A 23,291-nucleotide genomic window follows, 5' to 3' on the forward strand; every position below is an offset into this window, starting at 1 on the left:
GAGGAGGATTATGGTTATGACCAAGCTGTCGCGAGCAACGCTCAAGAGCTTCAACAAAGTTCACAAGCCTGGTTATGATCCGGCAGACCTTGTACCCGGGATAGTTCATTTTGGCGTGGGTAATTTCCATCGCGCGCATCAGGCTGTTTATCTGGATGATCTCTTCGGGCTTGGTCTGGATCACGACTGGGCGTTGATCGGCGCAGGTGTGAGGGCAAGCGATGATGCCATGCGCGATACGCTCAAAGCCCAGGACTGGCTGACGACTGTTGTTGATCAGGAAGCGGAACACTCGGAAGCGCGAATTACCGCTTCCATTGTTGATTATGTGACTATTTCGACGGAGGAGGGGCGTAAAGCCCTGATGGATTATCTCACGTCGCCCGATATTCGCATTGTTTCTATGACGATCACTGAGGGCGGTTATTATATCGACCCGGCTAGTCAGCACTTTGATGCGGCTCATCCTGATATTGTCGCTGACGGAGCATATCCTGATAAACCGAAGACCGTCTTTGGTCTCATCGTGCAGGCGCTGAAACAGCGCCGCGCGGCAGAAGTTGAACCCTTTACGGTGATGTCCTGTGACAACATCCCGGGCAATGGTCACGTGACGGAAGATGCGGTTGTCGGGCTCGCAAAACTCAGCGATCCAGACTTCGCAGACTGGATTGCAGCGAATGTCGCATTCCCCAACTCCATGGTGGATCGCATCACACCCGCAACGGGTGTACGTGAACGCGAAATTGCTTTGAATGAGTTCGAAGTCGAGGATGGCTGGCCGGTTTTCTGCGAAGGTTTCAAGCAGTGGGTTGTTGAAGATAATTTCCCAACCGGGCGTCCAAGGCTACATAAGGTCGGTGTTACCTTTTCCGATCAGGTTGATGCCTATGAGCTGATGAAAATTCGCATCCTCAATGGCGGCCATGCGGCAATTGCTTATCCGGGCGGACTTCTCGACATTCACTTCGTTCATGAAGCGATGGAAAACCCGTTGATCCGGAAATATCTGGAAAAGCTCACCAAGGAAGAAATCATTCCAGAAGTGCCGCCAGTGCCGAATACTGTTCTGGAAGACTACCGTCTGCTCATCGATAAGCGCTTTGCCAATCCGAAGATCGGCGACACGATCCGTCGTCTGTGCCTCGACGGCTCGAACCGCCAGCCGAAATTCATTCTGCCGACTGTTACGGACCGTCTGGCCAAAGGCCACTCGGTCGCTGGGCTTGCTTTGGTGTCTGCTCTCTGGTGCCGTTACTGCTACGGAACGACAGATAGTGGTGCGGTTATCGAGCCGAATGATCCGTCATGGGATCGTCTGGTGAAGCATGCGGTACTTGCCAAGGATGAACCGTTACGTTGGCTCGAAATGACCGATATTTTCGGTTCACTCGCTTCCAATCAGGCTTATGTTGCCGCGTTCTCTGCAGCGCTTAAGCGCATCTGGCATGATGGAACAGCCAAAACGCTTGAGCGTTACCTGGCAGACGAAGCGCTATAAACCCTATCCCGAAAAGCGGAACCAGTTTTCGGGACAAGCGTGAAATGAACAGTTACAGCGCGCCCGGATAAACCCTTACCGGGCGGTTGTCTTTCACCGACTCCATCACCACAAAGGTGGAGGTGCTTGCCACATTCGGCAGGCTCGAAATTTTTTCGCCCAGCACCTCGCGGTAACGTCGGATGTTGGGCGTTCGCACTTTCAAGAGATAGTCGAAGGAACTCGCGATCATGTGGCATTCTTCGACTTCGCGTATCTTGCGCACAGCGACGTTGAACGCTGTGAGTGCAGTCTCACGTGTGTCCGATAGTTTTACAGTCGTAAAAGCGATATGATCGAGGCCGAGTTTTTCCGGATTTATGGCCGCGCGAAAGCCTAAAATATAGCCCTCATCGACCAGCCGTTTGACGCGCGCCTGACACGGTGTCTTGGAAAGACCGACTTTTTTTGACAACTCGGTCATAGCGATGCGACCATCATCGCTCAGCACTTCAAGAATGCGGCGATCGAACTGATCCAGATCGTCTACAGAGTCTATCTTTCGCATTCAAACTGCCTCTGGAAGTCACTTTAATAAGATCGAATTGTCTTTATATGGATCAAATGAAGGCAGAATGCAATTTGCGCTGATGATAGTGTGCCCCCACATAAAAGCACAGTTGAACTGGGCCTGAGCCTGTTTTCGCGAGCATTGCACCATGACTGATAAGATATCCGCTCCCACTCCTGTTTTCCAGAATTTCGCGCCGCCGATCCGCGAGGAGACGCCCCTGCGCAAGGCAATCACCGATGCCTACCGTCGGCCTGAAGCAGAATGCGTAACCGCGCTGGTTCAGCAGGCAACCTTGCCTGAAGAAACGGTAAAGCAGGTTCGCGCGACAGCTCGTAAGCTGATCGAAGCGCTGCGCGCCAAGCATAAAGGCACAGGCGTCGAAGGTCTGGTGCATGAATATTCACTGTCGAGCCAGGAAGGCGTGGCGCTGATGTGCCTGGCCGAAGCTCTGCTGCGTATTCCGGATATGGCAACGCGCGATGCGCTGATCCGTGACAAGATTTCGAACGGCGATTGGAAGTCGCATGTCGGCGGTGGTCGCTCGCTGTTCGTTAATGCCGCGACCTGGGGCCTTGTTGTCACCGGCAAGCTGACGAACACCGTTAATGACAGCGGCCTTTCGGCAGCACTCACGCGCCTCATTGCTCGTTGCGGTGAGCCGGTTATCCGTCGTGGCGTGGATATGGCCATGCGCATGATGGGCGAGCAGTTCGTCACTGGCGAAACCATTGATGAAGCACTCAAGCGTGCAAAGTCGCTTGAAGAACGCGGCTTCCGCTATTCCTATGATATGCTGGGTGAAGCAGCCACTACTGCGGCTGATGCAGAACGCTATTACAAGGATTATGAGGTTGCGATCCACGCGATTGGTCGCGCTTCGGCCGGTCGCGGCATCTATGATGGCCCGGGTATTTCAATCAAGCTTTCGGCACTGCATCCGCGTTATGTTCGCGCGCAGAGCGAGCGCGTCATGGACGAGCTTCTGCCAAAAGTGAAAGCGCTCGCAGCTCTTTCCAAGAAGTACAATATCGGCCTCAATATCGATGCTGAAGAAGCAGATCGTCTGGAGCTCTCGCTCGACCTTCTGCAGAGCCTTTGTGAAGACCCTGATCTCGCTGATTGGGAAGGCATCGGCTTTGTGGTCCAAGCTTATGGCAAGCGCTGCCCGTTTGTACTTGATTTTATTATTGACCTTGCGCGTCGCACCAATCGTCGCGTCATGGTTCGTCTGGTCAAGGGTGCCTATTGGGATGCGGAAATCAAGCGCGCGCAGGTAGACGGCCTTGAAGATTTCCCGGTCTATACCCGCAAGGTTCATACCGACGTTTCCTACATTGCTTGCGCCCGTAAGCTGCTTGGCGCGCGGGATGTAATCTTCCCGCAGTTTGCAACACACAATGCGCAGACGCTCGCCACGATCTACCATCTGGCAGGTCCAGACTTCAAAACCGGCTCTTATGAATTCCAGTGCCTGCACGGCATGGGTGAGCCGCTTTATGATGAAGTGGTTGGTGCATCAAAGCTTGGTCGTCCGGCACGTATTTATGCGCCTGTCGGCACGCACGAAACGCTGCTTGCTTATTTGGTGCGTCGTCTGCTTGAAAACGGTGCCAACTCGTCCTTCGTCAATCGCATTGGCGATAAGAGCGTGTCGGTTGATGAACTGATTGCCGATCCTGCAGAAGTCGTTCGTTTGATGGCTGTGGTTGGCGCGCGCCACGACCAGATCAATCTTCCTGAAGGCCTTTACGGTATTCGCAAAAACTCGGCAGGTTTCGATCTTTCCAACGAAGAGCAGCTGGCCGCACTGAGCGAAACACTTAAAACCAATGCCTCGCGTGCCTGGACTGCCGAGCCGCAGGTTGCGGGTGCCAAGGTCAGGGGTGAAACACGTCCGGTTCTTAACCCCGGCGACCATTCCGATGTGGTTGGCAAAGTCACGGAAATCGCAGTAGCCGATGTTGCAACGGCAATGAAGGCAGCCGAAAAAGCAACCGCAAGCTGGTCTAAAGTTTCGCCGGCTGACCGTGCAGCTTGCCTCGATCGCGCGAGCGACATCATGCAGCGCGAAATGCCGGAACTGCTTGGCCTCATCATGCGTGAAGCTGGCAAGTCAATGCCAAATGCGATTGCAGAAGTGCGCGAAGCTATTGACTTCCTGCGTTACTATGCAGAACAGACCCGCCGCACACTGGGCGTTGCTCACAAGCCGCTCGGTCCCATTGTTTGCATCAGCCCGTGGAACTTCCCGCTGGCAATCTTTACCGGACAGATTGCAGCCGCTCTTGTTGCGGGCAATCCTGTTCTGGCAAAGCCTGCTGAGGAAACCCCACTCATAGCAGCGCAGGGCGTTCGCATTCTGCACGAAGCTGGCATTCCTGCTGATGCATTGCAGCTTCTGCCTGGCGATGGCCGCATCGGTGCAGCACTTGTTGCAGCGCAGGAAACCTGTGGCGTAATGTTCACCGGCTCGACCGAAGTTGCACGCCTCATTCAGGCGCAGCTTGCTTCGCGTCTGCTGCCAAATGGCAAGCCGATCCCGTTGATCGCTGAAACAGGTGGCCAGAACGCAATGATCGTGGATTCGTCCGCTCTCGCCGAGCAGGTCGTGTTCGACGTGATTGGCTCGGCTTTCGACAGCGCCGGTCAGCGTTGCTCGGCGCTGCGTGTGCTTTGTCTGCAGGAAGATGTCGCCGACCGCATTTTGACGATGCTCAAGGGTGCGCTTAAGGAGCTTTCCATTGGCCGTACCGACCAGCTCAAGGTTGATATCGGTGCAGTTATCACGCAAGAAGCCAAGGACATTATCGAAACGCACGTTCAGGCGATGCGCGATATGGGTCGCAAGGTTGAGCAGCTTCCGCTTGGATCGGGAACAGAGAAGGGCACTTTCGTAGCGCCGACAATCGTTGAGATTGATAGCCTCCGTGATCTGAAACGCGAAGTGTTTGGCCCGGTTCTGCATGTGGTGCGGTACAAGCGTGATGACATGGATCGCCTGATTGATGACATCAACGCAACCGGTTATGGTCTGACCTTTGGTCTGCATACACGCCTTGATGAAACCATCGCTCATGTTGCCGACCGCATCCGGGTTGGTAACATCTATATCAATCGCAATGTTATTGGTGCGATTGTGGGTGTCCAGCCTTTCGGTGGCCGTGGTCTGTCCGGCACGGGCCCGAAGGCTGGTGGTCCGCTCTATCTCGGTCGCCTTGTCGAAACAGCGCCAATCCCGCCGCGTATGGCTTCAGTTCACACCGATGCTGCGCTTAATGATTTCGCAAAATGGCTCGGCAATCGCGGCATGAACGAACTTGCGCAAGCAGCACGCGAAACTGGCAGTGTTTCAGCACTTGGTCTGAATATTGAGCTTCCGGGTCCGGTTGGCGAACGCAACCTCTATGCGCTGCATGCGCGTGGTCGCATTCTACTGGCTCCACAGACAGAAACAGGCCTCTATCGTCAGCTGACAGCTGCACTTGCCACTGGCAACGACGCCGTGATCGACGAGGCTTCAGGCTTGCGCAATGTTCTGAAGGACTTGCCTTCAAGCGTCGCTGCTCGTGTTGTCTGGACAAAGGACTGGCAGGCGGATGCGCCTTTCGCCGGTGCGCTTGTTGAAGGAGAGGGTGAACGCCTGACCGATATCAACAAGAAGCTGGCCGGGCTTCCAGGTCCGCTCGTGTTGACACAGGCTGCAACCTCGGCGCAGTTGGCGCAGAATGCAGACTGCTATTGCCTGAGCTGGTTGCTTGAAGAGGTTTCGACTTCCATCAACACAACAGCCGCGGGCGGCAATGCCAGCCTCATGGCCATCGGCTGATAAGCCTTTATAACACTTCGAAAGAGGCGACCTTCGGGTCGCCTTTTTTTGTTTGCATATCATTGCAAGGCTGTGCAGAAACAGAATTATTAGATTGTTTCCAGAGTTTTCAGAATGAAATTTACAAAAGCAGATTGACACATAAGCCTAAAAGGCAAAGACTGTGCACAGGCTTGCAAAAAGCCACAGCGTGGAGGCGCTGATCATAGGGAGGAATAATGATGCGTTGGGCACTTATGGCCGCGGCGTTTGCCGCTGGCGTTTCATCATTTGCGGTTTCGGCACAGGCTTCAGGCAATCTCAATCTCATCTGCTCGGCAGATGTCGTGATCTGCGAGCAAATGAAGAATAACTTCGAGAAAGAAACGGATATCAAAGTCAATATGGTGCGCCTGTCTTCCGGCGAAACCTATGCGAAAGTGCGCGCTGAAGCGCGTAATCCAAAGACTGATATCTGGTGGGCTGGTACAGGAGACCCGCATCTGCAAGCTGCATCCGAAGGACTGACGCTCGAATATAAGTCACCAATGCTCGACCAGTTGCAGGATTGGGCGAAGAAGCAGGCAGAAAGCTCTGAATTTCGCACCGTCGGCGTTTATGCTGGTGCGCTAGGCTGGGGCTACAACACCGACATTTTCAAGAAAAAGAACCTGAAGGAACCGGCCTGCTGGGCTGATTTGCTTGATCCGTCCTATAAGGGCGAAATCCAGATGGCCAACCCGAATTCATCCGGCACAGCCTATACGGCTCTTGCAACGCTCATACAATTGATGGGCGAGGAAAAGGCGTTTGAATATCTGGCAAAACTGAACGCCAACGTCTCGCAATATACCAAGTCCGGCTCTGCGCCCGTAAAGTCGGCAGCGCGTGGCGAAAACGGCATTGGTATTGTCTTCATGCATGATGCAGTTGCGATGACTGCCGAAGGCTTCCCGATCAAATCCATCGCGCCTTGCGAAGGGACGGGATACGAAATCGGCTCCATGTCAATCATCAAAGGTGCCCGCAATCTCGAGAATGCCAAGAAATGGTATGACTGGGCGCTAACAGCAGAAGTGCAGTCGAAGATGAAGGATGCAAAATCCTTCCAGCTTCCATCCAACAAGAACGCCGAAGTGCCGAAAGAGTCACCGCGCTTTGAGGATATCAAGCTGATCGACTACGACTTCAAGACCTATGGCGAACCGACCAAGCGCAAGGAAATCCTTGAACGCTGGGACAAGGAAATTGGTGCCAAGGCCAATTAAAACTTAACCGCATCCGCGGTTGCAATCCACTTTCGTGACGAACCCTCCCGCCTTCATCAGGCGGGAGACGGATAATTGCGTCCACTTTGCAGGCCATGAGCAAAAAATGAGCAGAAAAGCGGATAGAATATGAAACAACACAATCGACGGCTTGATGTGGTTCTGGCGCTGGCTTTGATAGCGTTTCTTATCTTGCCCTGGTACCGCATCGAGCAAGGCTTCTTCCGCTTCAGCTGGCTTGACGGGTTTTTCAGTCAAGCCGAAAACGCTCCGGGCATTTTGCAAATATTCGCTTACGGTCGACCTTGGCTCGCTGTAGTCGCGGTGCTTATGCTCATATGTGGGTTTGCACGTTTTGCGATGTCTGTGGAAAAACGCACCTCTGTTCTGATCGGTGCGAGCCTTTTGGGCGCTGGATTCCTCGCGTTGCAGGGGCTGGCAATCGGCTTTACCGGCTGGAACTGGGCCTTAAGCGAAACATTCTTCGGGCAGCTTGCAGACGGGCAACCAGCGTTCGGTGCGGGTGCTGTTCTGACAGGCCTATGCTTTCTTTTGATTTTTTCGTTCGCTCTAGCTGAACGTGGGGTGATGAAAGGTGATGCTTTTGTTGTCTCTTCCATCACGTTGCTGGTAGCCCTTGTCAGTGTCTTTGTATTCTATCCGATCATCAGCATGTTTGCAGGTTCGGTTCAGGACTTTGATGGCTCTTTTAATCCCGATGGTTTCATCGGCAACATTCAGGATTCCTCGATCTGGAGCCTTGCCTGTGTGATTGGCGACGGGCGCTGCGGCGTTGCATGGCGCACGCTGTGGCTGGCACTGATGACCGCCACAGGTTCCACAGTGCTTGGGCTTTCGTTTGCGCTTGTTGCAACGCGTACGGGTTTTCCGTTTAAGAAGGGCCTGCGTATTCTCACTGTGCTGCCGATCATCACGCCACCATTTGTCATTGGTCTGGCGCTCACATTGCTGTTCGGTCGCGCTGGTGTGGTAACTGAACAGATTTCCTACTTCTTTGGCGTTGAACCGGGCCGCTGGCTTTATGGCCTTACGGGTATCTGGATCGCACAGGTGCTTTCGTTCACGCCCATTACCTTTCTGGTTTTGATCGGCGTTGTTGAGGGCGTTTCTCCTTCAATGGAAGAAGCATCGCAAACTCTGCGTGCTGATCGCTGGCGAACGTTTAATCGTGTGTCGCTGCCGCTTATGGCGCCGGGTCTTGCCAATGCATTCCTGATTGCCTTTATCGAAAGCATGGCGGATTTCGGTAACCCGATGGTGCTGGGTGGCAGCCATGGTGTGCTTTCGACCGAGATATTCTTTGCCGTTGTAGGCGCGCAAAACGATCCGTCGCGCGCTGCGGTTCTCGCGATCGTTCTGCTCTGCTTCACACTGTCTGCGTTTCTTATCCAGCGTTTGTGGCTATCGGGCAAAAACTTTGCGACCGTCACCGGCAAGGGTGATTCCGGCATACATGCCGCGCTGCCAAATGGACTCAAGATCGGCGTCTATGCTCTTGTTATTCCATGGATGATTTTCACGGTCGTTGTTTACTTGATGATCCTTATTGGTGGCTTTGTACGTACATGGGGCCTCGATAATTCACTGACCTTTGATCATTATCGTCGTGCTTTCTCGGTTGCGTGGACCGATAGCGGCTTTGCCTGGACGGGCGTTGCGTGGAACTCCTTCTGGACCACGATGGAGATATCGCTTATCTCGGCACCGCTCACCGCGGCGGTTGGGCTGCTCACTGCTTATCTGATCGTGCGACAGCGGTTTTTTGGGCGCAGTGTGTTTGAGTTCGCACTGATGTTGAGCTTCGCCATTCCAGGAACGGTCATTGGTGTCAGCTACATCATGGCTTTCAATCTGCCGCCGCTTGAAATGACGGGCACAGCACTGATCCTGATTGCCTGTTTCGTGTTCCGCAATATGCCCGTTGGCGTGCGCGGTGGGATTGCTGCGATGAGCCAGCTGGACAAGAGCCTTGATGAAGCTTCGCTTACCCTGCGGGCAGGTAGTTTCCGCACCATCCGCAAGGTGATCCTGCCGCTTCTGCGACCTGCGATCACAGCAGCGCTCGTCTATTCCTTCGTGCGTGCCATCACATCGATCAGCGCCGTGATCTTCCTTGTTTCGGCGGAATACAACATGGCGACCTCTTACATCGTAGGCCTTGTCGAAAATGGCGAGTTCGGTGTGGCGATCGCCTATTCTTCGGCACTCATCCTCGTCATGGTGGTTGTGATCGTCACCTTCCAGCTTCTTGTCGGCGAACGCAGGCTGCGGCGCGAAAATCGCGTCGCAACGCTCACGCCGATCAAAACCGTTCAACAGGAGAAAGCCGTATGACCACGATCCGTCCCGGCTCCGTTACCTTTCAAAACGTGACGAAGAAGTTCGGTAATTTCACCGCTCTGCCTGACCTTTCGCTCACCGTTGAACCCGGCACATTGGTTACGTTGCTCGGCCCATCCGGTTGCGGGAAGACCACGACCCTGCGTCTGCTGGCGGGCCTTGAACATCCAACCTCAGGCCGCATTCTGATCGGCGACAAGGATGTGACAATGCTTCCCGCCAACGAGCGCGATGTATCGATGGTGTTTCAATCCTATGCGCTGTTTCCGCATATGAGTTCGCTCGATAATGTTGCTTATGGGCTTGAATCTTCTGGATTAAAGAAGAAGGAAGCGCGTGAGCGGGCGGAGGAAGGGCTGAAGCTTGTTGGCCTTGCCGGTATGGGACATCGCCTTCCGGCAGAGCTCTCCGGCGGGCAGCAGCAGCGTGTTGCAGTTGCGCGTGCTCTTGTGCTGGAGCCGCAGGTGCTGCTGCTTGATGAACCGCTTTCCAATCTCGATGCGCGGCTGCGTCGTCGCGTGAGGACCGAAATCAGAGAACTACAGCAAAGGCTTGGTTTTACAGCAGTTTATGTCACCCACGATCAGGACGAAGCTTTGGCTGTGTCCGATACAATTATTGTCATGAAAGACGGCGATATAGCGCAGCAAGGCAGCCCGCGCGATCTATATGAGTCTCCCGCCTCTGCCTTCATTGCAGACTTCATGGGTGAGGCAAATGTCGTTCCCTGTGAAGTTGTCAGCGCAGAAAATGGAGAAGCTGTCATTCGTATTGGGAAGCTCAGTCATCGCCTTGCATCATCACATGCAAGGCTAGGACCAGCACAGCTGGCGGTTCGCCCAAATGCGGTGAGCCTGCAAGCCCAGAGTGGCGGAGACTTCCCCGGACGCGTGGCCCATTCCGCCTATCTCGGTGATCATATCGAATATGAAATCGAGACTGAACACGGCAAGCTTTTCATTGTCGATCCGGCTGTTGAAGAAGCACTTCCGCCACAAACGGATGTGGCTATCCATTTCAAGCCACGCGGCCTTGCCATCATCAACAATTGAGCGCATGAACCATGCGCCTTTATTCCCTCTGACTGGAAACCAAGCATGACATCAGACATTTCAAAAGAGCTTGAAGCACGGTTTAAGCTTGCGCAAGACATTGCGCGCGAGGCTGGTGCGCTGGCACTCGATTACTTCAATCGCCGCGAGACGCTTGTGATTGAAATCAAGCGCGATCCGCAGGATGTGGTGTCCATTGCTGACCGCAATGTCGAGCAGCTGATTAACGAGCGCGTTTCGGCAGCTTTCAGCGACGATGGCTTTCTGGGTGAAGAATATGGGCTGAATGCAGGTAGCTCAGGCTTTACATGGGTGGTCGATCCGATCGATGGCACCAGCCCGTTCGTCAATGGAATGCCGAACTGGTGTGTTTCCATTGCGGTTCTCAAGGATGGCGAGCCAGTCATCGGTGTTATTCAGGCACCTTGCTTTGATGAGCTTTACGCATCGGCTAAGGGGCAGGGTGCAACGCTTAATGGCAAGAAACTGACACTTGACCCGTCCCGCAACATTCGCAACTCGGTGACAGGCATCGGCGCGAATAATTATGTCACGCCGCAAGTGGTTGCAAAAATTGTAGAAGACCTGCTTGAAGCGGGTGGCACATTCATCCGCAACGGCTCAGGCGCGCTTATGATTGCTTATGTCGCGGCCGGTCGTCTGGTTGGCTATTATGAGCCTTACATGCACGCATGGGATTGCATGGCCGGTTTCTGCCTCGTCAAGGAAGCGGGCGGCTATGCGCATCCATTTCCAACGGAAGGTGAGCAACTGACCAAGGGCAACAAGGTGTTTGTAGCTGCGCCCGGTGCAATCGATGATCTGAAAAAGGTTGCAAAGCTGTAAATGAAAAGGCCCTGCGTTTGCAGGACCCGGTCATCTATAGAATAGCAATTTCAGCTTGAAAATTGCCGCTTCCGTGCAAACTATTTAGTCCGGCAGCGGCCCGTTTTTGTGGTTTCTTTATCACCGTCATCATAAGCGATGCCAATTTTCTCGCCGGCTAAAGATGAAATCGTGCCACGATACCAATCGCCTGCACCTTTATAGTTGCACTCGACTTTCGTGCCAATTTTCCAGTCATAAGGACGAACCGCGCTAATGCTGACACTCTCACGATCGCCATCGTCATAACGAACAGTAATTTTATCACCCTGCAACTTTTCAATAACGCCCGGAAACCAGTAACCAGCATTTTTGTAATTTCCAAGCACCCAATCGCCCACCGTCTGTGCACCAGCACCGTAAGCAGTGGACAACAAAACGCCTGCCGTCAACAGCATCGAAGTCATAATTTTCATAACGTGCCCCTCGGGATATCCCCATGCTAGCCCCCAAATAGACTCAGCAACGCTAATTTATAGGACCTTGCTGAAAGCGCCATGAAGATTTAGCACTGTTTAAAATACAGGCGAACGCATCCTGTCCATAACTTTCTCAAGATGGATGACCCGCTTAACTCAGATGAATGTCTATGAGTTGCGCAGAAAATCGCGGACGCGCAGCCGCCCCCGCTAGCCCTGCATATGCGAGGCATTTTTTATGCGGATGGGTTGTCGCGTTTATAAATCCAATCATGATCCGGGTGGTTCTTGAACCGCCATTTGCGGATGGGACCAGCCATGACGTTGAGGTAATACATCTCGTATCCATAAGGCACGCCGCAAGGATGGTGTCCCTTTGGCACGAGAACGACATCACCGTCAGAGACGGCCATGGTTTCATCAAGACTACCGTCTTCGGTGAAAACCCGCTGAATACCATAGCCCTGTGAGGGGTTGAGGCGATGATAATAGGTTTCTTCCAGATAGGTCATATCAGGGAAATTATCTTCATCGTGCCGGTGCGGCGGGTAGGATGACCAGTTGCCCTGTGGTGTGAAAACTTCCGTCACCAAGAGGCTGTCGGCGACATCGCGGCCTTCCATGGCAATGTTGAAGATGTTGCGGGTGTTAGCACCTTGTCCACGCGTATCGAATGTCAGGCCTTCCGGTCCGATTTTTTGTGCCTTGCGGCCCGGTTTGCCAGGTGCTGTGCAAACAGCAAGCACGCAATCCGTTGTCGCAACGGCATCCCAATCGCTCTCAGCTGGCACATAGAGGCAATGCGGGGCGAGTTTCTCAAACACGCTCATCCGCTCGCCCATTTCACCGAAATCCTCACCGGAGGCTTTGAGCTTTGCTTTGCCCTCGACCAGAACCAGAATGACTTCTCGGTCACCGGTTTTCTCCGTTGCGGTTTCACCAGCTTTCAGACGATAGAGGCCAAAGCCGACATAACCCCAATTGGCGCTTTCCGGCGTGATGTCGTGCACCTTGCCATGCGTGCCATTGGGTTTGCGTAACAGATTGGCCATTGCTCAGTCTCCTTTATCGAGTCCTGCTTCGTGCGCGAACGCCTTCAAAGACTTCAGCCCTAGCGACTGATATTCAAATGGATTGCGGACATCCGGGTCCTGCTCCGCTTCGATGACCAGCCAGCCCTGATATCCATGTTTAGCAGCAACCTTGAGCACCGGCACAAAGTCGACACCGCCTTCATGATCACCTGGAACAGTGAAAACACCGCGACGCACACCTTCGAGGAAAGACAGGCTTTGATCGCGTACTTCCGTCGCAATCGCCGGGCGCACATTCTTCGCATGGATGTGACGAACGCGGCCCATATGGTTCTTCGCAACGCGTTCCGGATTGCCGCCGCCAAACAGGCAATGGCCTGTGTCGAGCAGTAGCTTGGTGTGAGGCCCGGTATGCTTCATGAGAAGATCGATCTCGTCTTCGCTTTGAACAATCGTGCCCATGTGATGATGGTAGACGAGTGCGATACCTTGTGCTGAGGCATATTCGGCTAGTGCTTCAACGCCTGCGCCAAAAGCCTCCCAGCGGGCTTCTTCCAGAACGGGACGCTCAGAAAGCGGCTTATCGTCATCGCCGTGAATGGCGTTCGACGTTTCGCAAACAATGATGACTTTGCAGCCCATTGCCTTCAGAAGATCAAGCGCTGGTTGCATAGCAGCCTTCTCGTCTTCGACCGAACAGGTCAACAGATTGAGTGAATGCCAGCCAGATACGAAGTGCAGATTGCGTGGTTCGAGTACTGCTTTAAGTTCGCGTGCTACCTGCGGAAATTTATGACCTTTTTCTATTCCGTCAAAGCCGATTTTTGAAGCCTCGTCTAGGCATTGATCAAGGCTTATATGCGCGCCTAGGCTGCGATCATCATCGTTCGACCAGGCAATCGGGTTGGTGCCATAGAGGATCATCGGTCAGTTTCTTTCTTTGATCTGGGCTTCATAGTTTTCGCGTGCGGCACGCACTTCTTTGCGTTCCGATACTTCTGGCACTGCCACATCCCACCACCAGCCGCCAGTTTCAGGCGTTGGATAAGGATCGGTATCGATGACGATCACGGTCGTGCGCGGACTGTTGCGAGCCTCGGCAAGTGCATCTTCGAGCTCGCGGACTGAGCCAACCTTTTTGCTATCCGCACCCATCGCATTCGCATGGGCTGCGAAGTCGATATTGGATGGGTTCACATGGGTTGTGTGGTCGAGGAGGTTGTTAAATTCAGCGCCGCCCGTTGTCATCTGCAACCGGTTGATGCAGCCATAGCCGCGATTATCGGTGAGGACGACGGTGATTTTGATGCCCATCGTCACTGAGGTGGCAAGCTCGGAATTGGCCATCATGTAAGAGCCATCGCCTATCATCACGATCACGTCGCGGTCCGGTTCAGCCATCTTGATGCCAAGGCCACCCGCGATCTCATAGCCCATGCAGGAAAAGCCATATTCCATGTGATAGGACATGGGGCGTCCGGCTTTCCAGAGCTGGTGCAATTCACCCGGCATGGTGCCAGCCGCGCACATGACGACGGTGTTTTCTTTTGATTGGCGCTGAACTGCGCCGATCACCTGCATGTCGGTGGGAAGCTGATTGGCATCACCGGGAGCTGCAGTGAAACGATCCGCTGCTTCAAACCAATGCGCTTTGAGCGTGTTGTCGAGAGTGCTGCGTTTATAGTCTTTAAGGCCATTAGAGAGCGTTATGAGCGCAATTTTTGCGTCTGCAACGAGCGAAATTGCGGCGTTCTTGCTGCTATCATATGGCTGAACATTGACCGAGAGCAGCTTGCGGCCCGGATGTCTGAACAGCGCCCATGAGCCGGTTGTGAAGTCCTGAAAGCGTGTTCCCACCCCAATGATCAGATCTGCGCTTGCTGCAATTGCGTTGGCAGAGTCTGCGCCTGTTACGCCGACGGGTCCAAAATTGAGCGCATGATCCCACGGCAGAGCGGACTTACCAGCCTGCGTTTCGATGACAGGAATATTGTGGGTTTCCGCAAAGTTTCTCAGCGCTTCATGTGCGCTGGAATAATGCACGCCACCGCCAGCAATGATAACAGGCGTCTTTGCCGCCTTGATCGCGGCAATTGCTGCTGCAAGCTCATGCTCGTCCGCTGGTGGACGCCGCCAATGCCAAACCTTTGGCGCGAAGAACTCTTCCGGCCAGTCAAAGGCTTCTGCCTGCACGTCCTGACAGAAAGACAGCGTTACAGGCCCGCAATCGGCAGGATCGGTCATTGTCCGGAAGGCACGCGGCAGGGCGGTCAGAAGCTGTTCTGGACGGGTGATGCGATCAAAATAGCGGCTCACCGGGCGGAAACAGTCATTGGCGGTCATGGTGCCGTCGTTGAAATCCTCGATCTGCTGTAGGACCGGATCAGGGCCGCGATTGGCGAAGACATCGCCGGGAATAAACAAAACCGGCAGGCGATTGACGTGAGCGAGAGCTGCTGCCGTCACCATATTGGTTGCACCAGGGCCGATGGACGATGTTACGGCGCAGGCACGTTTACGGCCTAGCTGCTTGGTATAGGCAATGGCTGCGTGCGCCATGGTTTGTTCATTATGGCCGCGCCATGTAACGAGCTTATCGCGGATACCATGTAGCGCTTCGCCAAGCCCTGCCACATTGCCATGGCCGAAAATAGCCCAGACACCAGCGATGAAAGGTTCGCCCTCCGGAGTCATCTGGTTGGCAATATAGCGCACAAGCGCCTGTGCGGCTGTCAGTCGAACGGTCTTCATCTTTCCTCCCGGCGGAAATCCGCATTCTCGCAAACTCAGAAGACAGGCCTCCACCTGTGCCAGAGATGCGCTTATTTCTGTCGCAGCCTATCCCAAAGATCGCAGAAACCGCGATAACGTTTTGCCATTTCAGCAACCGCGTCGGCGTCAATCATCTTGCCTGCGAGCCATTGGCGGGCAACGTCACCCAGAATGGTGCGACCAATGGCGAAACCTTTAACGAGATCAAAGCCTGCCGCGACTTTAAGGCTTGCTTCAAGTTCTCTAGCAGGGGCATCAAGTCCCAGAACCACAATGCCGCGCGTATAAGGGTCGTTGCGAGTGATCGCGTCGCAAGCGTTGCTCCAAGCTTCCTTTGTCTTCAGCGGTTCGAGCTTCCACCAGTCTGGATAAACACCGATTTCATAAAAGCGTTCAATGACCGCGGCAGTGCTCAAGTCATCAATGGGTGCGACCTTGGACGGAATGATTTCCAGTAGAAACTCGAGACGGTTGCGGCGAGCAGCCGTGAAAAGTCGCTTCACGGTGGCTTCCTGTTGTGCCTTTACGTAGGCGCTGTCATCAGGGTGATAGAAGCATAGAACCTTCACGACGTTTTCGACGGGCCATTCAACAAGGCCACCGCAATCGGGGCCGAGTTCAGGCTCAAGCTCCAAAGGGCGTGAGCTGGGCCACTCTGTTGGGCGTCCGATCCACAGCCCAGTGCCAGCAGCACGGTAAAGCGCATCGCGTCCAAGACGACCATCGCAAAGAATGCCATAGCCATTTTCTCCGCCTGAAACCTCTAATGCAGCATTCAGGCATAATTCCTTGAATTCACCAATTTTTTCATCGGTGGCGCCGGTTTCCTGTGCCATTTCTTCAAGCTGAATACGGTGGTCAAAAGCGAAGACGCGCATATGCGGCCATTCACGATTACGATTTGTGGACCAGTGTACCTGTTCAAGCGCCAGATCTTTGCGCAGCGCCTTGTCGCGAATGCCGGTCTTGAAGAAATATTGCAGCTCTTCCCAGCTTGGATAAGCAGGAGTGCAGCCATGACGCGACACTGCAAAGGCACCGCATGCATTGGCGAACTTCAGGCTGGTTGGCCAATCTTCACCCTTGAGCCAACCGCGCAACAGGCCAGACATGAAGCCGTCACCTGCGCCAAGCACGTTGAACACTTCGATCGGAAAGCCCTGTCCAGATTGTCCCTTGTCGAGATTGTCGGGAATTTCGCCGTCAAAGACGACAGCGCCGAGTGAGCCGCGTTTGCAGACAAGCGCTGCCTGCGTCACTTTGCGGACGGCTTTCAATGCTTCCAGAGTATCGGTAGAGCCGCCTGCAATGTGAAATTCTTCTTCGGTGCCGACAATGAGATCAAAGAGATGCAGCGTCGATTGCAGTTTGATGGTGACAGAAGCGGACTCGATAAAGCGGTTCTCACCATCGCCATGCCCGGAGAGTCCCCAGAGGTTGGGGCGATAATCGATATCAAGCACGGTACGGCTATTATTTTCGCGGGCAAGCTTGAGTGCCTTGATGACAGCCGCTTCGGTGCGCGGATGCGATAGATGTGTGCCGGTAGCTAACACACAACCAGCCTCGGCGATGAAATCGGGATCGATATCGTCTTCGCAAAGCGCCATGTCAGCGCAGTTTTCGCGGTAGAAGATCAGCGGGAAATGTTCCTGATCGCGAATACCGAGAATGACAAGTGCTGTCAGGCGCTGTGGATCGGTGACGATGCCGCGTGTATCTACGCCTTCACGTGCGAGTTCGCGCAACAGAAAGCGCCCCATATGTTCATCACCCACGCGGGTAATGAGTGCCGATTTAAGGCCCAGTCGCGCAGTGCCAGTCGCAATATTGGTAGGAGAGCCGCCGACATATTTGTTGAAGGATGACATGTCTTCGAGAAGGCCGCCAACCTGTGCACCGTAAAGATCTACCGAAGATCGGCCAATCGTAATCAAATCCAGCCGCTTCATTAAAGTCCTCCCTCGGCGCATGCTTTTATCAGAGCGCCGCACGTCAGAAAGGACGCACAAAGGACGCTCTAACTCTTTTGATCTACGCATCGTGCTATCCAAAAATCTGAATCGATTTTTGGACCGATGCGGTAGCCCGGAAAGGCTGCCTGGGACTCACGACACGCAGTAGCCATTCTATTTCTGATTAAAATGGATTTATTATTCCATTTCAACCGAAAAATAGAATGCCGATTAAATATTAAGACTGCTGCTCTGTGCCGACAGCGACAGCAAGCGTAATGGCAAGGCACAGCGTTGCGGAAAGAGAACGGAAAGCACCGAAATCAACTTCAGAGACAAGTAGCGACTGGTTGGCAAATTTACTCATTGGGCTGACAATTGTGTCTGTTATCGCAACGACGTCTATGCCTCGTTCACTCGCGTTTTCTGCCATGGCAATGGTTTCTGGCGAGTAGGGCGAGAACGAAATCGCGAGCAGCACATCGCCTTTGCGGATAGCGTGTTGGTTTTCCAGCTTGCCAACGGTACTGTGAAGCATTGCCGGAACCTGCATCTTTTCAAGCGCATAGGCCAGATAGCTCGCAACCGGAAATGCGCGACGAACACCAATAATATGGATGGTTTCGGCATTCGCCAGCAGTTTGACGGCCTTTTCAAGCGCGTCGGGTTCAATCGTCTTCAGAAGGCCTTCAAGCGATGTGCGTCCGGCTTCTGCGAATTCGGCCAACAAGGCAGGGGCGCTGCCCGCTGCTGTTTCGCGTAAATGCTCAAGGCGCGTGGAATAATCGGGCCAACCGCCAGCATAGGAGTCGCGAAAAAGTTTCTGCATTTCCGAAAAGCCGGAAAAGCCCAATATCTGACAAAAGCGCATGAAGGCCGAACTTTGAACGCCTGCACCTTCTGCCATTTCCGCGACCGTCGAGACAGCGATACGGTCCTGATTGGCAGCAACAAAATCGGCGCATTGTTTGAGACGTTTTGGCAATCGGTCAGCCACTTCGAGCAGTCTCGCTTCAAATTCTTTGACATTCGTCGGGGCTGGCACACTGGCGGAAGTATCGGCTTGTGCTGCAACAGCTTGTTCGGGGTCCATTGCCATCCTTTCAGAAACGTTCTCTTGACATCCCATATATCACAATCTAGCAAAATAGAATAAATATTCCATTGCGCTTTGCATCCGTGACATAATCAGGAAATGCGCAGAACGGAATAGAGAATCTGTTTTGTCGGTCAATCGTCGTTGGCCGTTTTGGGAGAATGAAGGCAATGGTTACACGTCTTGCTCTGCTTGGCGCTGGTCGTATCGGAAAAGTACATGCGGGCGCAATCGCTTCCGACAAGAGGGCTCAACTGATTGCGGTGGCTGATGCCAATCAGGACGCAGCGCGTGCAATTGCCGATGCGGCTAGTGCGGAAGTTCGTACAATCGACGAGATTGAAAAGTCGACGGATGTGGACGCTGTGCTGATCTGCACGCCAACCAACACACATGCTGATCTGATTGAACGTTTTTCGCGCGCCGGTAAGGCTGTTTTCTGCGAAAAGCCGATTGATCTCAATATCGAGCGCGTGCGGACTTGCCTCTGCGTCATCAAGGAAACTGGCGGCAAGGTCATGCTTGGTTTTAATCGCCGTTTTGATCCGCATTTTGCCGCTGTCCGCAAGGCGATCAATGATGGCCGTATCGGCAAGGTCGAAATGGTGACAATCACCAGCCGCGATCCGGGTGCTCCGCCTGCGGAATATATCAAGGTATCGGGCGGCATCTTCCGCGACATGACCATCCATGATTTTGACATGGCGCGTTTTCTGCTCGGCGAAGAAATTGCAACGGTGTCTGCGTCTGCTTCGGTTCTGGTGGACCCAAAGATCGGTGAACTCGGCGACTTTGACAGTGCCAGCGTCATCCTGACCACCGCGTCGGGTCGTCAGTGCGTGATTTCCAATTCGCGCCGTGCATCATATGGTTATGACCAGCGCATTGAAGTGCATGGTTCGGAAGGCGCTGTCTCGGCTGAAAACCAGCGCCCTGTTTCCATCGAAATTGCTTCCAAGGCTGGTTATACGCGTCCACCGCTGCATGATTTCTTCATGACCCGCTACACGGAGGCTTATGCTGCAGAAATTGCAGCTTTCATTGATGCTATTGATAGTGGCAAGGCGCCGACGCCTTCGGCTGAAGATGGTTTGCAGGCTTTGGCGCTTGCGGAAGCAGCTCTTCTTTCTGTCAAAGAAGGTCGGACTGTGAAAGTTGCGGAAGTTCTGGCTTAAGCATTCATTTTCATTTGCCTTTCTCTGCGATCGACTGCGATATGCGGAACATGGCTTATGAAATCGACAAGCTGCCGCTCGAAGAGTTTTTTGTGCCCGTGACGAATGCCACGGCTGCACTGACGAGACTTGACGAGCGGCTTGCACGCTCTCCGATCCGCGATGGAATGCTTGAGCGCATGCATATGCATGATGCCGTTGCATCCATGTGGCTTGAGGGTGAACTGGTGCATCTCGAAGATCTCGTGCTGCATGATGCGCTCATGGACACGCGCACACCGAGCCACGCGCTGACGATTGCGCATTCCGTGTTGCGTTTGAGACGTCAGATTTTTGGCCGTGCACCGGGTTGGGCGTTGAGTCCGGCAGGTATGCAGCAGGTTCTCGGACGGAATATTGACGTTCGCAGCGAAGAAATGCGTGACTATAGTCAACTGGAAGACGATGAGAGCGATCCTCTTCTTGATGATGTAGATGCCTTACTGGCGCGTACCGACGCTCTGCTAAAAGGCATTGTCAAAGAGCAACCCAAACTACAGCCAGTTGACGCGGATTCACTTCTTTACGATGACGATTGGGATGGAGATGCCCGCCTGCAGGCGTGGCGCGATCTTTTTGCCAGAACGGCTCACTTCCCACCACTTTTACGCGCCGCACTGATGCATGACGCATGGTATTCACTCGAAGTGGTTCAGCGATCAAATTGGATCGGTCGGCTGCTTGCTGCCGCATATTTGCGCCAGGCGGGCATTGCTGCCCATCATTTGCCAGCGCTCAATATAGGTCTTCGCACAAAGAGGCCTGATGAACGGCGTTCAACCAACCGATTGCTGCGGCTTAAGACTTTTTTTGATGCGGTAGAGGAGGCCGCGGAACTGAGCATGAAAGAACATGACCGTTTGATGCTTGCGCGTGAACAGATGCAGCGCAAGTTAAAAGGCCGGCGCTCCAATTCACGGTTGCCGCAACTTGTCGATATGATGATGCGCAGTCCACTGGTTTCAAGCCAGATGGTTGAGAAAGAACTGGAGATTACGCAGCAGGGCGCGCTGAAGCTGATTTCCGATCTCAACCTGCGGGAAATAACCGGACGCGGACGGTTTCGCGCCTGGGGCATTCTGTAATTTACTTCTTCATGCAGTGATTTCGCAGATGGGTGGCAAATAGCTGATATTCATTGCGCCGAGCGGCATTGGCACGCCATACCAAGGCAAGTGAGCGGAAATTATGCTGTCCCTCATAAGGCACGATGCTGATTTCGCTACCACGTGTAACCCCTGCCTTGATAGCGACCTCAGGTAAGAGCGTTACGCCCATGCCGAATTCCACCAGCTGTACCAGCGTCATGATGCTTGTTGCATGAACATCACCACCGGTATGTGTGGGTTTGGAACCGATGGCGGCCATCACGTGCTCACGCAGACAGTGGCCGGTTTCAAGCAAGAGAAACGGTTGATCCTGCAAGTCGCTGGCATCAATTCTATCGCGATTTGCAAGAGCGTGGTCTCTGCGCACAGCCAGGAAAAACGTGTCTTTGCCAATCTCTGCGACTTCAAAGTCGTCGAGATCATATGGATGGGCGACCAGCGCCACATCAAGCGTTCCCGAGCGAAGACTGTCGAGGAGAGTACGGGTCAAACCTTCACGAACACTCAGTTGCAGTTCGGGGAATGCCTGCGCGGTCCTGGGCAATACCTTTGGCAGCAGGAAAGGGGCAATAGAGGGGATGACGCCCAGTCGAAGACGCGTGGTCAGCGGGCGTTCGGCCTGCTTTGCATGTTCCGGCAATTCTTCAATGGAAGCCACGATCTCGCGCGCGCGGTTGAGGAAATCTTCTCCGGCAGGCAGCAGTTGCATTCGCCGCCCGGTGCGATCAATCAGGGTAACGCCAATCTCGGCTTCCAGCGTCTGAATGGCCGCGCTTAAGGTGGATTGCGTGACACCAACCGCTTCGGCTGCACGCGAGAAAGAGCCCGCTTTGACAAGGGCTATAAAATAGTGGAGTTGACGAACACTGATGTTGAGCATGGTCTTCAGTCTGAAACTTATCCTCATCGTTAAAATCGATGGATTGGATCGTTTTAATCGCTTTGACCGATTGATTTAGAATGCCTATATATGACTCGCAAGCAGTTAGTTCTGAAACTTCTGAATTTTCTGCATAACAACGAATTTACAGGCAGGTATGAGATGCTCGGTATCGGTGACAAGCTTCCTTCTTTCAAAGTAACTGGCGTTAAGCCTGGCTTCAACTTCCACGAAGAAAACGGCGTTTCGGCTTTTGAAGAAGTTACCGAAGCAAGCTTCGAAGGCAAATGGAAGGTCATCTTCTTCTACCCTAAGGACTTCACTTTTGTCTGCCCAACCGAAATCGCTGAATTCGCACGTCTGGCTTCGGATTTCGAAGACCGTGACGCAGTTGTTCTCGGTGGTTCGACCGACAACGAATTCGTGAAGCTCGCATGGCGCCGCGATCACAAGGACCTCGACAAGCTGCCAATCTGGTCGTTTGCTGACACCAACGGTTCGCTGGTTGACGGCCTCGGCGTTCGTTCGCCAGATGGCGTTGCTTACCGCTACACCTTCGTCGTCGATCCGGACAACACGATCCAGCACGTTTATGCAACCAACCTCAATGTTGGTCGCGCTCCTAAGGACACGCTGCGCGTTCTCGACGCTCTGCAGACCGACGAGCTTTGCCCATGCAACCGCGAAGTCGGTGGCGAAACGCTCAAGGCTGCTTAACAAGCCTTAACGATCTGAGACAAGGCGGGTTAAGGCCCGCCTTTTGTTTATCTAATACACATAATGACAAATAGTGAGGGTTCCATGTCCATTGATGATCTGAAGTCAAAAATCCCGGATTTCGCCAAGGATGTTCGTCTCAACCTTTCTTCCATGGCGAGCGATGAAACGCTGACGCCACAGCAGAAATACGGCCTGTTCATTGCCTGCGGTATTGCTTCGCGCAATGCGGATGTGCGCAAGGCGCTGGTTGCTGAAGCAGCTGGTAAGGTTGATGCGAGTGTTGTGCAGGCTGCAAAGTCGGCTGCATCGATCATGGGCATGAACAATGTCTATTATCGCTTCGTGCACCTGGCCACCAACAAGGATTATCGCACCATGCCAGCCAAGCTGCGCATGAACGTTATCGGTAATCCAGGTGTGGACAAGGTCGATTTCGAACTGTGGTCTCTGGCCGTTTCGGCAATCAATGGCTGTGGCATGTGCATTGACGCGCATGAAGACGTATTGCGCAAAGCAAATGTGACAACCGAAGTGATCCAGACCGCCGCGCGTTTCGCGTCGATCATCCAGTCGGTTGCGATTGCTCTGGAAGCTGCTGATACCGAATAAGTTTGATTTGGTTCCAAAAGAAAAGCCCGCGTGGATCGCTCCACGCGGGCTTTTTATC

The 23,291-nt window shown here is 53.6% G+C and carries 18 protein-coding genes; 10 read left to right on the forward strand and 8 right to left on the reverse strand.

The genetic code is table 11. The features are described from left to right. Window positions 1–16 precede the first annotated feature (16 nt). Complete coding sequence (locus CES85_RS01305; RefSeq protein WP_095444280.1) at window positions 17–1,501, forward strand: mannitol dehydrogenase family protein; 1,485 nt, start codon at window positions 17–19, stop codon at window positions 1,499–1,501. A 52-nt stretch (window positions 1,502–1,553) separates the two neighbouring features. Here the strand turns inward: CES85_RS01305 and CES85_RS01310 are convergent, their stop codons facing one another. Beyond that, window positions 1,554–2,048, reverse strand: coding sequence for an Lrp/AsnC family transcriptional regulator (locus CES85_RS01310; RefSeq protein WP_095444281.1), 495 nt, complete (start codon window positions 2,046–2,048; stop codon window positions 1,554–1,556). Window positions 2,049–2,199: 151 nt separating this feature from the next. On the opposite strand from CES85_RS01310, the gene putA reads away from it, so the two are divergent. The 5 genes from putA (at window position 2,200) to CES85_RS01335 (ending at window position 11,386) form a co-directional block, all read left to right on the forward strand. Further along, complete coding sequence (putA, locus tag CES85_RS01315; protein ID WP_095444282.1) at window positions 2,200–5,880, forward strand: trifunctional transcriptional regulator/proline dehydrogenase/L-glutamate gamma-semialdehyde dehydrogenase; 3,681 nt, start codon at window positions 2,200–2,202, stop codon at window positions 5,878–5,880. 221 nt (window positions 5,881–6,101) lie between these two features. Beyond that, entirely contained in the window at window positions 6,102–7,127 is a 1,026-nt protein-coding gene (locus CES85_RS01320; protein WP_095445648.1) for an ABC transporter substrate-binding protein, read from the forward strand. Window positions 7,128–7,256: 129 nt separating this feature from the next. After that, window positions 7,257–9,482 carry an ABC transporter permease gene (locus CES85_RS01325; RefSeq protein ID WP_095444283.1) on the forward strand — a complete coding sequence of 742 codons (2,226 nt, stop codon included), beginning with the start codon at window positions 7,257–7,259 and terminating at the stop codon, window positions 9,480–9,482. Continuing rightward, window positions 9,479–10,540, forward strand: a complete 1,062-nt coding sequence (locus CES85_RS01330; RefSeq protein ID WP_095444284.1) for an ABC transporter ATP-binding protein — start codon at window positions 9,479–9,481, stop codon at window positions 10,538–10,540. Before CES85_RS01325 ends, CES85_RS01330 begins: the two co-directional genes overlap by 4 nt. 45 nt (window positions 10,541–10,585) lie before the next feature. Next, entirely contained in the window at window positions 10,586–11,386 is an 801-nt protein-coding gene (locus CES85_RS01335; RefSeq protein ID WP_095444285.1) for an inositol monophosphatase family protein, read from the forward strand. An 80-nt stretch (window positions 11,387–11,466) separates the two neighbouring features. Here the strand turns inward: CES85_RS01335 and CES85_RS01340 are convergent, their stop codons facing one another. The 6 genes from CES85_RS01340 to CES85_RS01365 all read right to left on the reverse strand — a co-directional run bounded on the left by CES85_RS01340 (window position 11,467) and on the right by CES85_RS01365 (window position 18,698). Further along, entirely contained in the window at window positions 11,467–11,841 is a 375-nt protein-coding gene (locus tag CES85_RS01340) for a tudor domain-containing protein (protein ID WP_095444286.1), read from the reverse strand. A 239-nt stretch (window positions 11,842–12,080) separates the two neighbouring features. Continuing rightward, window positions 12,081–12,896, reverse strand: coding sequence for a 5-deoxy-glucuronate isomerase (iolB, locus tag CES85_RS01345; RefSeq protein WP_095444287.1), 816 nt, complete (start codon window positions 12,894–12,896; stop codon window positions 12,081–12,083). A 3-nt stretch (window positions 12,897–12,899) separates the two neighbouring features. Next, window positions 12,900–13,802: a myo-inosose-2 dehydratase gene (iolE, locus tag CES85_RS01350; protein WP_095444288.1), complete on the reverse strand. Its 903-nt coding sequence runs from the start codon at window positions 13,800–13,802 to the stop codon at window positions 12,900–12,902. A gap of 3 nt (window positions 13,803–13,805) precedes the next feature. Further along, window positions 13,806–15,629, reverse strand: coding sequence for a 3D-(3,5/4)-trihydroxycyclohexane-1,2-dione acylhydrolase (decyclizing) (gene iolD / locus CES85_RS01355; RefSeq protein ID WP_095444289.1), 1,824 nt, complete (start codon window positions 15,627–15,629; stop codon window positions 13,806–13,808). Between the two features lie 71 nt (window positions 15,630–15,700). Continuing rightward, complete coding sequence (locus tag CES85_RS01360) at window positions 15,701–17,602, reverse strand: bifunctional 5-dehydro-2-deoxygluconokinase/5-dehydro-2-deoxyphosphogluconate aldolase (RefSeq protein WP_095444290.1); 1,902 nt, start codon at window positions 17,600–17,602, stop codon at window positions 15,701–15,703. Between the two features lie 241 nt (window positions 17,603–17,843). Next, window positions 17,844–18,698 carry a MurR/RpiR family transcriptional regulator gene (locus tag CES85_RS01365; protein WP_095444291.1) on the reverse strand — a complete coding sequence of 285 codons (855 nt, stop codon included), beginning with the start codon at window positions 18,696–18,698 and terminating at the stop codon, window positions 17,844–17,846. Between the two features lie 173 nt (window positions 18,699–18,871). On the opposite strand from CES85_RS01365, the gene iolG reads away from it, so the two are divergent. Both iolG and CES85_RS01375 read left to right on the forward strand, forming a co-directional pair. After that, window positions 18,872–19,876, forward strand: a complete 1,005-nt coding sequence (iolG, locus tag CES85_RS01370; RefSeq protein ID WP_095444292.1) for an inositol 2-dehydrogenase — start codon at window positions 18,872–18,874, stop codon at window positions 19,874–19,876. A 50-nt stretch (window positions 19,877–19,926) separates the two neighbouring features. Further along, on the forward strand, window positions 19,927–21,000 hold the full coding sequence (locus tag CES85_RS01375) for an RHE_PE00001 family protein (RefSeq protein ID WP_095444293.1): 1,074 nt from the start codon (window positions 19,927–19,929) through the stop codon (window positions 20,998–21,000). A 1-nt stretch (window position 21,001) separates the two neighbouring features. Here CES85_RS01375 and CES85_RS01380 read toward each other — a convergent pair whose 3' ends face one another. Next, on the reverse strand, window positions 21,002–21,904 hold the full coding sequence (locus tag CES85_RS01380; RefSeq protein WP_095444294.1) for a hydrogen peroxide-inducible genes activator: 903 nt from the start codon (window positions 21,902–21,904) through the stop codon (window positions 21,002–21,004). Window positions 21,905–22,066: 162 nt separating this feature from the next. Between CES85_RS01380 and CES85_RS01385 the strand changes: the two genes are divergently transcribed. Together CES85_RS01385 and ahpD are read left to right on the forward strand one after the other, a co-directional pair. Continuing rightward, entirely contained in the window at window positions 22,067–22,621 is a 555-nt protein-coding gene (locus tag CES85_RS01385; protein ID WP_024896329.1) for a peroxiredoxin, read from the forward strand. 84 nt (window positions 22,622–22,705) lie between these two features. After that, window positions 22,706–23,233: an alkylhydroperoxidase, AhpD family gene (ahpD, locus tag CES85_RS01390; protein WP_095444295.1), complete on the forward strand. Its 528-nt coding sequence runs from the start codon at window positions 22,706–22,708 to the stop codon at window positions 23,231–23,233. Window positions 23,234–23,291 lie beyond the last annotated feature (58 nt).

Source organism: Ochrobactrum quorumnocens, assembly GCF_002278035.1.
Lineage (GTDB): Bacteria > Pseudomonadota > Alphaproteobacteria > Rhizobiales > Rhizobiaceae > Brucella > Brucella quorumnocens.